Below are 14,090 nucleotides of genomic sequence, written 5' to 3'. Positions count from 1 at the left end.
GCAATACAAAAATACTTATATATTGACTGCTATTACCAGTGGTAGAGCAAGGAGCATGGCAAGCTGCATTGCAACTAGCTGAACTAGGGTTTTCATGGTGGATAAACGCAGCCAATTATTGAGCTTATAGAGGTAAATAGTCTGATGTATAAACTTCTATCCATAAAAAAAGCATAATCTTTACTAGATAATGCTTTTTGTTAGGCCGTGTTAGCTTTGACTGCCATGAGCTCATAGGAGTAACTCACCATAAGCGAATGTGCTCTTTATTATTTTGGTCTTGAATAACTAGACCGTTATAAAAATTTAAACTAAACCCATCATTATTATCAGTTTTGTAATGATAGCTCCTACTATCGCCTAGATTAATTAACTTATAAACCTCATCACCGCCGATATCTAAATAGCGACCAACATCACCATCTGGCCATTTAATAGTCAGCAGCTCTAAATCTGCGCGGCTACCAAAAATCTTTTTCGCTCGACTATCTATCGATGATTTGACATTAGTTAAAGTTACTAGACACTTTTTACTGGCAATCTGCATCTTATAAGCACAATTATAATAACTAGAAGCTGGGGCTTCTTCTTGTATGAACTCTTCAATTGAAGGGGCGGCTCGTACTTGGGTTACGCTAAACATAACGGCTAAACCCATAGCGGTTGCGAATAGTTTTTTCATAATGATCTCCAGATAGTATTAATAAGGTGACGACCAGGATAAAATTTTATAACAAACTATAGTCTAAGCTTTCACTCATTAATATTACTATTAAACCACTAGCTTTTGAAGTGTTAAGCTGGTTATATATAACGGACAATTCTAGCAGATAAATTGACCTGCCTATCCCTCTCGTAAAAAGGACTTTGCGATGCAAAAACCAAGCTTACAGTCTCAACAGAATCTAGCCTCCATAAAAGCTGCTATTTTTGTTATCAGTAGCTCTTTTTTAATATCAGTATCAGCTAATGCTGCTGTGCCAAGCCATAGCACTATAAACAACAGTGCTATAAATACTAGTGCTATTAACCTAGCTATTATGACTGAGGCTCCAACGGTAGTGTCCGAGACTAAGCGTGTCACACGTGCCGCTCCTAATAGCCTCAAGACTGTGCCTGTTACCAGACCAGCTACCGCTAAAGCGGACCAAGCTATTTATTCAAACGATGCTATCGAACATCCGCTTTGGGCTAAGAACGGTATGGTCGCCAGCCAAGAAGCCTTAGCCTCTGATATTGGCTTACAGATACTCAAACAAGGCGGTAATGCCGTTGATGCTGCAGTAGCCGTAGGCTTTGCGTTAGCGGTAACTCTGCCTCGTGCTGGCAATATCGGCGGTGGGGGCTTTATGATGATTTATGATGCCAAGCAGGGCAAAACTATAGCGCTTGATTACCGTGAAAAAGCACCTAGTAGTGCTACCCGTGATATGTATTTGGATAAAGACGGTAATGCGGTCAGCGACTTGTCCCGCTATCATGGACTAGCAGTAGGTGTCCCAGGAACCGTGGCTGGGCTACTAAAAGCATTAGAGGATCACGGCACTATGAGCCGCGGAAAAGTGATGGCACCAGCGATTGCCTTGGCAGCCGATGGTATTGAAGTGACCCCCGGCTTATCTGAATCTCTAGAAGCCCTAAAAGATCGGATGCAAAAGTGGCCAAGCACTAGCAAGATATTCTTTAAACCTGATGGTAGCACTTATCAGCCCGGTGAGCGTTTGCGTCAGCCGGAGCTAGCTCAGTCTCTCAAACTCATTGCGGCACAAGGCAATGATGGTTTTTATAAAGGCGATACCGCCCGTAAGCTCGTCAAGGCAGTCAATGAGGCAGGGGGTAGTATGAGCTTGCAAGACTTAGCAGATTATCAAGCCATTGCTCGCCAGCCGGTCACCGGCAACTATCGCGGTTATGATATTGTCTCTATGCCACCACCCTCCTCTGGCGGTATTCACATCGTGCAGATCTTAAATATTTTAGAGGGTTATCCCCTAAAAGACTATGGGCAAAATAGTGCCCAAACTATCCATTTAATGGCCGAAGCAATGCAGTTAGCTTATGCCGATCGCTCAGAGTATTTAGGCGATTCTGACTTTATTGATGTTCCTAGCAGTGGTCTTACCGCTAGACCTTATGCCGATAAGTTACGCCAGTTAATCGATCCCAATAAAGCCACGCCAGCAGCAACTATTAAGGCCAATAATCCGCTCCCTTATGAGAGCGATCAGACAACCCATTTCTCTGTCGTTGATAAAGACGGCAATGCAGTAGCCAATACTTATACCCTTAACTTCTCTTATGGCACCGGCTTAGTCGCTGAAGGTACAGGGATTTTGTTGAATAACGAGATGGATGATTTCTCTGCCAAGTCTGGGGTGCCCAATGCTTATGGATTGATTGGTGGTGAGGCCAATAGCGTTGAAGCTGGCAAGCGCCCGCTGTCTTCTATGAGTCCTACTTTAGTATTCAAAGACAGCAAGCCTTATATCGTCACCGGTAGTCCTGGTGGCAGTCGTATTATTACTACTGTTACTCAAATCATCTCTAATGTCATCGACCATGATATGAATATCGCCGAAGCCACTCATGCTCCGCGTATTCATGACCAATGGCTACCCGATGAGATTCGTATCGAAAAAGCGCTTAATGTCGATACTATAAATAAGCTGCAGTCGATGGGACATAAAGTTAGTGCGCAACAAGCTATGGGCTCTACTCAATCTATTATGCTAACCCCAACAGGTATTTACGGCTCATCAGATCCACGCATTGTTGATGCGGCAGTAGTCGGCTATTAATCGTACATAATGTGCTTCTAGGTAAATTTGTATTATCGACTAAAAACGCTTGGTTTTTGGTCGATTTTCAGTTAACAATAAATGACAGCTAGAAGTATTTTTGTTGACCAGCAATCTAAGCTCGGTTAAGGGCAAGACCACGAATGCCAGACCGCAAAATAATTATCATCAACCCAGTTAACATAAGCTAGGGAGAGCAGTATGAACCAGAGCCAAAGACCTAATAAAGCCGAATTAGTACAGATGTTTAGTGCCTTTATTAAGCCTGAGTATGTGATTAGCGACGAAGAAACCCAGCGGCCTTTTGAATGTGATGGCTTGTCTGTTTATTGCGATATGCCGTTAATAGTAGTGTTACCAGATACCGTCGAGCAGATACAGCAAGTGATGCGACTTTGCTATCGCTATCAGATTCCAGTGGTAGCCCGTGGTGCTGGCACTGGCCTTTGTGCTGGAGCGATGCCCAACCCTGATGGGGTGCTGCTAGTACTGTCTCGCTTTAAGCATATTCTCGGTATCGATCCCCTTGCCCGTAGCGCACGTTTGCAACCAGGCGTACGTAACTTAGCTATTAGCGAAGCTGCAAGCGCTTTTGGCTTGTACTATGGTCCAGACCCTTCTTCACAAATCGCTTGTACTATAGGTGGTAATGTGGCCGAAAACTCGGGCGGGGTCCATTGCCTTAAATATGGACTAACCGTTCATAACTTATTAAAAGTGGAAATGGTTACCGTTGAAGGCGATTTAATCACTATTGGTAGTGAAGGTCTGGACAGTAATGGCTTCGATCTGATGGCTCTGATTACTGGTTCTGAGGGACTATTAGGGATAGTCACTGAAGTCACCGTCAAGCTATTACCTAGCCCCGAAAAAGCGCAAGTGATTATGGCCGCTTTTGATAACGTGCAGACTGCAGGGGACGCCGTAGGTAGCGTAATTGCCAAAGGTATTATTCCAGCCGGACTTGAGATGATGGACAGCTTAGCTATTATAGCTGCCGAGGCTTTTGTACATGCCGGCTATCCTACTGAATCCAAAGCGCTGCTGCTATGCGAATTGGATGGTAGCGCCGCTGAAGTTGCTGAGCAAATAAATGAAGTCGAGCAGCTATTTATTGAGCTTGGTGCCACCTCAACTCGGGTGTCTCAAAGTGAGGCGGAGCGTGCTTTATTATGGAAAGGTCGTAAGTCAGCGTTTCCAGCGGTAGGACGAATATCAGCCGATTACTACTGCATGGATGGCACTATTCCCCGTAGCCAACTTGCCTATGTGCTAACTGAAATGCAAAAAATGTCAGAACACTATGGCTTACGAGTGGCCAACGTCTTTCATGCCGGCGATGGTAATTTGCACCCATTAATCTTATTCGATGCCAATGTACCAGGTGATTTTGAAAAGACCGAAGAGTTTGGCGGTCGTATACTAGAGCTATGCGTAGCTGTGGGGGGCTGTATTACTGGTGAACATGGCGTTGGCATAGAAAAGATTCGCCAGATGAGAGTACAGTTCAACGAGCAAGAGTTAATCCAGTTTCATGCTATCAAACATGCCTTCGATCCTATTGGCACTCTTAATCCGGGTAAAGGTATTCCTGTGCTTAAACATTGTCAAGAGTATCGAGCACTCGATAGAGATAAAAACGAGCCAGCGCATCAGCATCAATCACAGGGAGCGCCAGCATGAGTGATATCAGTCAGCAGCTAATAGAGCAAGTTAAACAAGCTAGTGCTAATCGCACTGCGTTAACCATCACTGGCGGTGGCAGTAAGGATTTTATGGGTCGTCAGTCTCAAGGTGAGCCACTTAGTCTAGCCGGACATAGCGGTATTGTAAGCTATGAGCCGATTGAGCTGGTGCTTACGGCGCGTGCAGGTACACCGTTAGTGGAGATTAATGCCGCTTTAGCTGAGCATAACCAACGACTGGCATTTGAGCCGCCTACCTTTGATGGACGAGCTACTTTAGGCGGTACCTTAGCTTGCCATTTATCCGGCCCAGGACGACCTTGGAACGGCTCAGTAAGAGATCATGTCTTAGGTATTCGCTTAATCAATGGCCGTGCAGAAGAGCTGCGCTTTGGCGGGCAAGTGATGAAAAACGTCGCCGGATATGATGTGTCACGCCTGCAGGCTGGGGCTATGGGTACTTTAGGGATTATTAGTGAGGTCAGTCTAAAAGTGATGCCTAAGCCCGCCGCTACTGTAACCCTTAAGCGCGAAATGGATGCTGCCCAAGCCATTACCGAGATGAATCGCTTGGCAGGTCAATCTAAGCCGCTAACAGCAGCTTGTTGGATTGACGGCCAGTTATATTTACGCTTAGAAGGGGCAAGCAGTGCCGTTGCCAGTACTGTTAGTCAATGGCAGGGCACTGAGCTAGAAGACTGCGATGATCTATGGACTCAGTTACGTGAGCAGCAATTGAGTTACTTCGCTGGTGACAAGCCTTTATGGCGGTTTTCAGTTAATAGTAATGCCGAGCACCTATTGGCCAAGGAAGATTGGCTGATTGATTGGGGTGGCAGTCAGCGTTGGCTGCGTGGGGATTTTGTAGCTGCCGAGTTAGAAGCATTAGCTAACCGTGCTGGTGGGCAAGTCAGTGTCTATCGGGGTGGTGATCGCTTGCAAGAGGTCTTTCATACTCAGCCTGAAGCACTGCGTAAACTACACCAGCGCCTGAAACAAGCCTTCGATCCGAGTGGTATTTTTAACCCCGGTCGTCTCTATAGTTGGATGTAATAAATTAACCTACTCGTTAAGTGTAATAGCTAAATAGCATAAGAGGACATCATGCGTACCCAAATTAATGTGAAGTACCTAGAGCATCCAGACATCCAACAAGCCGACTCTATTTTGCGTAGCTGCGTACACTGTGGATTTTGTAATGCCACTTGCCCTACTTATCAAGAGCTAGGCGATGAGCGCGATGGTCCCCGTGGACGTATTTATTTGATCAAACAAATGCTAGAAACTGGTGAGGTCAGTGAAAAAACCCAGACCCATTTAGATCGCTGTTTAAGCTGCCGTAGTTGCGAGACTACTTGTCCTTCTGGGGTGAAATACGGTCGCTTAGCTGAAATAGGTCGTGACATTATGGAAGATCAGCTGCCGCGACCGATGGATCAAAAGGCGCTGCGTTGGCTGATTCGTAAAGTTCTGCCCTACCCCAACCGCTTTGGGTTCTTTCTGAAAATTGGTCAGATGCTGCGAGCATTCTTGCCCCGTAGTTTAAAAACCAAAGTACCAGAGCGACAGCTTAAGCTGTCCTTACCCGTACAACAGCACACTCGCCAAATGTTAGTATTAGCAGGCTGCGCTCAACCTGTAGCCACTCCGAACACCAATATTGTAGCCGCACGAGTGCTAGATAAATTAGGCATCAGCTTACTCACTGCCCCTGAAGCTGGCTGCTGCGGTGCGGTGAGTTATCATCTGTCCGCTCATGAAGAAGGGCTGGCCTTTATGCGCCGTAATATTGACGCTTGGTGGCCTTATATTGAGGCAGGAGTAGAAGCCATTGTCATCAGCGCTTCTGGCTGCGGCTCGATGGTCAAAGAGTATGGCGAAAAACTAAGCCACGACAGTGCTTATGCTGCCAAAGCACAGCGAGTAGGCGAGCTGGCCAAAGATCTAGGCGAGGTATTAGTAAAAGAAGATTTAAGCCAGCTGCAGTTACAAGGCTTAGGCCGTAAAACAGCCGTACACTGCCCTTGCTCACTGCAACATGCTCAGCAGTTAGGCGGCTTAGTCGAGCAAATTTTGCAGCAAGCCGGTGTTGAGCTGACCCGCACCCAAAATGGACATTTATGCTGCGGTTCTGCCGGTACTTACTCGATCCTACAGCCTGAGATGAGCCAGCAACTACTCTCTAATAAGTTACGAGACTTGACTGTTGGCAATCCTGAGCAGATAGTCACTGCTAATATTGGTTGTCAGCTACACTTAGGCACGAAGTCTTCGGTACCAGTGAAGCACTGGATTGAATTGTTAGATCCGCAGTAGGGCTTCCTAGATAAGCTATCGTTGCTATTTAAGCCCTCGATATTATGATGATAGCGAGGGTTTTTTTGTAGCTAGTACTAACAAAAGCTATCACAGCAATTAACTAAAGGCTTTCAAGACTCTCTATCGGGCATTGATCTAACCATTTTTATATCTACTATTTTACTGCCCTCATACCATTCTTCGCTACTGTGTGCACTAGCTACAAAGCCATGCTGTTGATAAAAACTGCTAGCCTTAACGTTAGTTGCTAGCACCCATAAATACAGCTTAGCTCGACTATTAGCCGCTAGGATATGGTCTAAAGCGCTGTTCATTAATTTGCTACCAATGCCTTGGCCTTGATAGTCAGGTAAGATGTATAGAGTGGTTATTTCCCACTCACTATCTTTGTTAAAACAACTGATAAACCCTACGCCATGCTCACAATCTTCATCATTTTTATCTTGAGCTACCCAAGTGCTCGCTTCAGGATGCGCTATGACTTTTTGCCACATCTCCACTTTGGCTGCTAAGCTATCTTGCTCCTTGATATAAGCGCTTGGCAACAGCTCGCCATAAGCAGCACTCCAGCTAACTAACTGTACTTTGGCAATAGCAAGACTATCGCTGCTATTTGCTTGGCGAATAGTAAACATTTTTTACTCCCAGTGTTATTGACTACTCTCTATCATCGTTAAAAACAGTTTATCAACATTAGCTTACTATCAAATCACTAATGGACTACTAGCCGTAAAGCAGATAATAGACATCACTATTACTCTAGCAGCAAAGTCGCCTTGGCCAATTCACTACCTGCACTACCTCAACGTCATATCGGTACTAATATTCAGGCTGATACTTAAGCTGATACTTAAGCTAATACTTAGGCTGATACTTAGGCTGATACTTAGGCTGACTCTTAAGCTAAGATTGAGCTTGCTGATCTGACACTGTGCGCCTTGAATTGGTGGCTGTTAGGCGCAAATAATGCTATTATTAGCCGCTAAGATTAAGTCCGTTATCGAGCAACATCAATCAGAACGACTAAGGCTATTATTAGCGTATGGCGGTCTTTACAGACAGCTAAAACACTGATAAATAGCCTTTATTTGCAGTTAGTGTAAAGCTGATAGCAGTCATTAACCTTAGCCTTTTTTAACCCTTTAGCAAGAGTATTCTATGGCATTTGTACACCTTGGCATTCACAGTGAATATTCGATTACCGATTCTATCGTACGTATCAAGCCATTAGTCAAAGCGGCAGCCGCCGATAATCAGCTAGCATTAGCCTTGACTGATTTATCAAACTTGTATGCGACTGTTAAATTCTATCGCGCTTGCTTGAGTGCTGGTATTAAGCCGATCATCGGTAGCGAAATCATTATGGACGATGAAGAGTCGCGTCTAGTGCTATTAGCGATGAACGATGAAGGCTATCAGAATATTACTCGCATTGTATCCTCAGGTTTTACTGAAGGTCGTGCTGACCCTGCCAATCACGGCACCCCTATTGTTAAACGTAGTGAGGTTATCAAGTACGCTGCTGGGGTCATCGTGCTGTTTACCGAAAAGTCAGATGTCGGACAAGCCTTAGTAGGCTCCATGCCAGAAAGAGCGGATGAGCTATTAATAGACTGGCAAGCGGCGTTTGCTGATCGCTTGTATTTTGCGATTAAACGGACTAACCGTAGCGGTGAAGATGCTTTTACCCAAGCGACTATTCATGCTGGTGCTAAACATCATATTCCTATTATTGCCCATAATGATGTGCGCTTTTTAGAGCAAGATGACTTCGATGCCCATGAAGCTCGTGTCTGTATCGCTGGCTCTTATGTGTTGGCCGACCTTAATCGCCCGCAGACTTATTCAGATGAGCAGTATCTAAAGACGCAAGAGCAAATGCAGCAGTTATTTGCAGATATTCCGCAAGTGATTGACAATACTTTGCAGTTAGCGACTCGCTGTAACGTGACGCTAGTATTAGGCATTAACGTACTCCCTGAGTTTCCAGTGCCTGAAGGCGAGACTACTGAATCTTTTTTTAGAGCTGAATCGCAGCGTGGTCTTACTCAGCGCTTAGCTAAGCTGTTCCCAGTTGAGGCCCGCAGTGATACTTGGGATAATATTAAACAAAAATACGATGAGCGCTTAGAATATGAGCTGGATGTCATTTTATCGATGGGCTTCCCGGGTTATTTCTTGATCGTTATGGACTTTATTCGTTGGGCAAAAGCCAATGGTGTCCCAGTAGGCCCCGGCCGAGGTTCCGGTGCTGGCTCGTTAGTGGCGTATGCGCTGAATATTACCGATCTTGATCCGATCCATTACGATTTATTATTCGAGCGCTTTTTGAATCCTGAACGGGTATCTATGCCCGATTTCGATATTGACTTTTGTATTGATGGGCGTGATCGAGTGATTGATTATGTCGCTCAAACTTATGGTCGTGACGCGGTTTCGCAGATCATTACTTTCGGTACTATGGCGGCCAAAGCGGTAGTTCGTGATGTGGCACGGGCGCAAAGTAAGTCCTATTTTCTAGCCAGCAAAATGTCCAAGCTAATACCTAAAACCCCAGGTATCACTCTCAGTCAAGCTTTAGAGCAAGAGCCACAGCTAAAAGATCTTATCTCCAATCCACACAATATGGATTATGAAGACGCTATTGAAATTTGGGAAATGGCCATTAAGCTTGAAGGTATCTGCCGTAACGTTGGCAAGCATGCTGGTGGGGTCCTTATTGCGCCAAATAAAATAACCGATTTTAGCGCTATCTACTGTGATGATGACGGATCACGGGTTAGCCAATTCGATAAAGATGATGTTGAGGCTGTAGGCTTAGTAAAATTCGACTTTTTAGGGCTACGTAACTTAACAGTAATCGACGCTGCTGTTAAGAATATTAACAAGCGCCGAGTCAATGAAGGCTTAGAGGAGCTGATCCTAGAGGACTTGCCGCTAGATGACAGTAAAGCTTACAAACTACTGCAAGATGCCAAAACTACGGCCGTATTCCAGTTAGAAAGTATGGGCATGAAAAAGTACTTAGCTAAATTGCAGCCGACTAACATCGAAGACGTGATCGCCATGTGTGCGCTTTATCGTCCCGGCCCACTAGATGCCGGTATGGTTGACATGTATATTGATCGTAAGCATGGCCGCGAAGAGGTCATCTATGATCATCCTAATCTAGAGCCTATTTTAGAGAATACTAACGGCGTTATCGTCTATCAAGAACAAGTAATGCAGATATCGCAAGTCATGGCCGGCTATAGCTTAGGCGGTGCTGATATGTTACGCCGAGCGATGGGTAAGAAAAAACCTGAAGAGATGGCCAAGCAGCGTGATATCTTCTTAACGGGCGCCACTGCACAAGGTATCGATGAGGTGACCTCAGGTGGGGTGTTTGACCTAATGGAGAAGTTTGCCGGCTACGGTTTTAACCGCTCGCATTCTGCTGCTTATGGGGTGCTGGCTTATCAGACTGCTTATCTCAAGCAATACTACCCTGCCGAGTTTATGGCAGCGGTATTGACTTCAGATATGAACAACACTGACAACGTAGTGTTCTTTATCAATGACTGCCGCGAGAACTTCAATCTTACTGTAGTCAACCCTTCGGTGAACCGTAGTGAATGGCACTTTGTTGCTGATACTCCGACCAACATTATTTACGGTTTAGGCGCTATCAAAGGCGTTGGTGAAGGGGCAGTTGACTCTATTGTGGAAGCTCGTCGCCGCGAGGGTTATTTTAAAGATTTGTATGATTTTTGCCGACGAGTTGATATCAAAAAAGTTAATAAACGTACCCTTGAGGCTTTAGTAAGTGCTGGCTGTTTTGATGATTTTGCAGCGACACTACGCCCAGACTTGCCAGCAGAGGAAGCCTACGAGATTCGAGGGGCGCTGATGAGTCAATTGCCTAGCGCCGTACAAGCAGCTGAACAGGATCGCCAGAATCGTGAGATCGGCATGATGGATCTATTCGGTGAGATGGATGGCGTAGTCGCCGCCCCACCGTTAGTGATGACCAGCGATCTAATCTGGGGCGATAAGCACCGACTAAAAGCTGAAAAAAACACTTTAGGACTGTACTTAACTGGTCATCCTATAAATGAGTATTTAGAAGAGCTTAAGCACTACACTTCAGGGTTACGCTTAAACAAGCTAACGGATACTGGCTATAACGGTAGCTGCTACTTTGCTGGGTTGGTCATCGATATGGCAAACTTCGGCAATCGTAATGTGATTACCTTAGATGATGGTACTTCAAGATTAGAAGTCAGCTGCTATGCCGAGCGCTTCAATCGAGTCAAAGAGCAACTAAAAGTGGATGAAGTAGTGATCATAAAAGGCAGTATACGTGAGCGTGATGGACGCCTATTCGCCCGTCTTGATAACGCCATGACTATGATCGATGCCCGCTTACGCTGGTTAAAAAAAATCAGTATAAAAATTCATGGTAATGATCTTGAGTTATTGACACAGTTACAACCATTACTAAAAGCCGCGCAAGCGAGTATCATTCCAGCGCCACGCTTAGCTTATGACCAAGATCAAGAGGATCAGGCTAATACCTTCTTTGATCCATCTTTAGGTGGTAGCGTATACGATGAAGCCGGTAACGACTTGATGGCACAAGCGCCAAATCCAGCCCAAGGTAATCACGAATTATCTGAACCTAACTTTGCCACTAACGATGCTCCGATCAATGATAACTGCACTATGCTCGGCTTGAGCGTCTACGCTGATTATGGCATTGCCAATGTGGCATTGTCTGAGCATTGGCGGGTATATCCTAATGATGACAATTTGCAGAAGCTCAAGGAGCTGATTAGTGAAGATAATTTGCACTTTCATTATAGTTAATAGCCTTTAAATGACTATCCAATAATGACTAGTTAAACCGCTGTCCACCTATAGTTAAATAATGGCTAAATATTAAATCTGTTATAGCCCTCATCAGCCCTTAATAAGTAACCGATGATACTGCTGCTAGTAGCACAGTATTATCAATGACTCTGTTTTATTATACTTGCCTATGTTTTATTTTAAATTGACTATACTAAAAGAGTTTATTAGCCGCTAGTTGTTAGCTATTAGTTATTAGTTATTTTTTAAGGTGGTATACCATGTTCGAGTCTCAACTTAGCAATGCCTTTAATAAGCCTTTAGTAGAGGATCAACTGCTAGCAGATAGCTATCAGCTCCTAGATGAAGAGCAGTTTGCAGATATGCGTGAGCTACTTGAAGAGGACTTCGCCGACTTGCTGCGGACTTATTTTATAGACAGTCTGCAACGTATTAAGCTTATGCATTTAGCGCAAGCTAGTAATGACAATGCTGATGGTTTTGAGGCGGCTCATGCGCTAAAAGGAGCCAGTGCTACATTAGGCGCTAAGCGGTTAGAGTTATTGTGTGGTCAGCTACAACAGCTTTGTCGTGAGCAGAAACTTGGTGAGCAAGCCGCCCTTATCGAGCAAATATCAGTAGCCTTGCGAGATACTGAACAAGAAATTAACCACCGTTTGGGTTTGTAATACTTATGATTAGTACTCCTGTAGCAGCTACCCCCTCATCTACGTTCGCAGTTAGCGACTATCTGTCTTGCTTGCAAGTGGTAATGGTCAATACCACATTACCAGCTAATATCGGCTCAGCAGCACGAGCCATGCATACTATGGGTTTATCTCGACTGACGGTCGTTGATCCTAAGCTCCCGATTGATGACACTAGTATCTCTCACGCCGCAGGTGGTAGTAAGATCTTAGCAGCAGCCACTATTACTAGCACTTTAGAGGCTGCTATTAGCGATTGTCAGTTGGTTTTTGCTGCTAGTAGTCGCAGTCGACACTTACCACGGCCTGTAGTGACACCTAGCCAAGCGGCTAAAATCATGCTGGACTTTATAGATAAGCAAAAGGCTATCGATCACTCTGTAAGTAGTGAGCAAACAGACCTCAGTACCGTTAAGCCAAACATCGCCATTTTATTTGGTCGTGAGGATCGTGGTCTAACCAACGAAGAGCTGGCTTACGCTGACTATCATATTCAGATTGATGCTAACCCTGAATACCCAGTACTCAATGTCGCTTCTGCAGTACAAGTCATTGCTAGCTTTATCTTTACTTACATTCAGAGTCATGTTAATAATAGCAGCCATCACAGCGCTTGTAACGCTGAAGCAGCTGCGCTAGACGATCAGTCAAAACAGCCCATGCTAGATACTTATATACGCCAGCAATGGGATGAGCCTGCCATTACTCAACAGCAGTTACAGCAGCTGACTCAGAGTACCACTGAGCTTATGGTTGCGCATGGTCTTGCTAATAGCGATCATTTGAGATCACTACCCTCACGCTTATCTCGTTTAGGTTCACGTATTCAACTTGATCAAAAAGAGTATCAACTACTAAGTGCCTTGATGGCAAAACTTCTAAAAGGCTAGCGCTTATATAAGCTAAGGCTTGCCAAGTTTTTGATCAGCACTGTTAAGGGTTGATATTGTCAGTATGGCCGGTTAATAATGGCGGCACTGTGCAATTGTTAGCTTACTAGCAGTTGCACCTCATTTAATAATAAAACGGAGTTAACTATGAAGTGGACAGTCTATTTATCTGGAGAAATTCACAGCGACTGGCGTCAAAAAATTATGCAAGGTGCTAAAGAACATGGCCTCAATATTGATTTCACCTCAGCGGTGACTGAACACGAAGCCAGCGATGCTGCTGGTGATGTATTGGGTAAAGACGAGAACTCGTTCTGGCGCGATCATAAGTCATCAAAGGTTAATTCGATTCGTACCAAAAACTTAATCCAAAAATGTGATATTGCTATCATTCGTTTTGGTGATAAATACAAGCAGTGGAATGCAGCATTCGACGCTGGCTGTTGCGCAGCTCTAGGCAAGCCTTATATTACCTTGCATGCTGAGGATATCATCCATCCGCTAAAAGAAGTTGATGCAGCCGCAATGGCATGGGCGCAAACCCCTGAGCAAGTGGTTGAACTGCTAAAATATACTACTAGTGATCACTAAAAAGTAGCGCACGCTGTTTGTCAGTTAAGCTTTAGTATCCCTGACAAGCAGCAACTGCCTTTAGCTGCCAGCTAAGTATAAAATAAGTATAAAAATAGCCGACAAAACTACAATGTTTTTGACTCTTCGATCCTAGCATAAGCAACTACACTACTAAGTTTTTACCTTATTGGGCATAGAGCTTGGCGTAATTAATAGCTAGCAACCCTACCTATTTATTATATAACCAACAGACCTCTACCCTGATTTTCACTTTGTACCACTCTTCAA

Annotated in this window: 10 protein-coding genes; 8 read left to right on the top strand and 2 right to left on the bottom strand. The window is 44.6% G+C overall.

Translation table 11 applies throughout. The features are described 5' to 3' along the window. Positions 1-244: 244 nt before the first annotated feature. Entirely contained in the window at positions 245-682 is a 438-nt protein-coding gene (locus tag JMY09_RS06910) for a hypothetical protein (protein WP_201622863.1), read from the bottom strand. A 190-nt stretch (positions 683-872) separates the two neighbouring features. Here JMY09_RS06910 and ggt point away from each other — a divergent pair, with 190 nt between their 5' ends. The 4 genes from ggt (at position 873) to glcF (ending at position 6,799) form a co-directional block, all read left to right on the top strand. Continuing rightward, positions 873-2,798 (top strand): gamma-glutamyltransferase, encoded by a 1,926-nt coding sequence (gene ggt, locus JMY09_RS06905; RefSeq protein WP_201622862.1) that lies wholly within the window; start codon positions 873-875, stop codon positions 2,796-2,798. A 201-nt stretch (positions 2,799-2,999) separates the two neighbouring features. Next, positions 3,000-4,481 (top strand): FAD-linked oxidase C-terminal domain-containing protein, encoded by a 1,482-nt coding sequence (locus JMY09_RS06900; RefSeq protein WP_201622861.1) that lies wholly within the window; start codon positions 3,000-3,002, stop codon positions 4,479-4,481. Further along, positions 4,478-5,536, top strand: coding sequence for a glycolate oxidase subunit GlcE (glcE, locus tag JMY09_RS06895; RefSeq protein WP_201622860.1), 1,059 nt, complete (start codon positions 4,478-4,480; stop codon positions 5,534-5,536). The genes JMY09_RS06900 and glcE overlap by 4 nt, the downstream gene beginning before the upstream one ends. A 51-nt stretch (positions 5,537-5,587) precedes the next feature. Then, on the top strand, positions 5,588-6,799 hold the full coding sequence (gene glcF / locus JMY09_RS06890; protein WP_201622859.1) for a glycolate oxidase subunit GlcF: 1,212 nt from the start codon (positions 5,588-5,590) through the stop codon (positions 6,797-6,799). Positions 6,800-6,912: 113 nt separating this feature from the next. Here the strand turns inward: glcF and JMY09_RS06885 are convergent, their stop codons facing one another. Next, positions 6,913-7,437: a GNAT family N-acetyltransferase gene (locus tag JMY09_RS06885; RefSeq protein WP_201622858.1), complete on the bottom strand. Its 525-nt coding sequence runs from the start codon at positions 7,435-7,437 to the stop codon at positions 6,913-6,915. A 523-nt stretch (positions 7,438-7,960) separates the two neighbouring features. Here JMY09_RS06885 and dnaE point away from each other — a divergent pair. From dnaE to JMY09_RS06865, 4 genes are all read left to right on the top strand, one after another. Further along, positions 7,961-11,650 carry a DNA polymerase III subunit alpha gene (gene dnaE / locus JMY09_RS06880; protein WP_201622857.1) on the top strand — a complete coding sequence of 1,230 codons (3,690 nt, stop codon included), beginning with the start codon at positions 7,961-7,963 and terminating at the stop codon, positions 11,648-11,650. Positions 11,651-11,913: 263 nt separating this feature from the next. After that, a complete protein-coding gene (locus tag JMY09_RS06875) occupies positions 11,914-12,321 on the top strand; it encodes an Hpt domain-containing protein (RefSeq protein WP_201622856.1) in 408 nt (135 codons plus the stop codon). Between the two features lie 5 nt (positions 12,322-12,326). Next, complete coding sequence (locus tag JMY09_RS06870; RefSeq protein ID WP_201622855.1) at positions 12,327-13,229, top strand: RNA methyltransferase; 903 nt, start codon at positions 12,327-12,329, stop codon at positions 13,227-13,229. Between the two features lie 147 nt (positions 13,230-13,376). Further along, positions 13,377-13,820: a YtoQ family protein gene (locus JMY09_RS06865; RefSeq protein WP_201622854.1), complete on the top strand. Its 444-nt coding sequence runs from the start codon at positions 13,377-13,379 to the stop codon at positions 13,818-13,820. Positions 13,821-14,090 lie beyond the last annotated feature (270 nt).

This window comes from Psychrobacter urativorans (assembly GCF_904846695.1).
GTDB lineage: Bacteria > Pseudomonadota > Gammaproteobacteria > Pseudomonadales > Moraxellaceae > Psychrobacter > Psychrobacter urativorans.
Note: the sequence above shows the minus strand (reverse complement) of the source record. Positions and strands in the feature narration are given on the sequence as shown.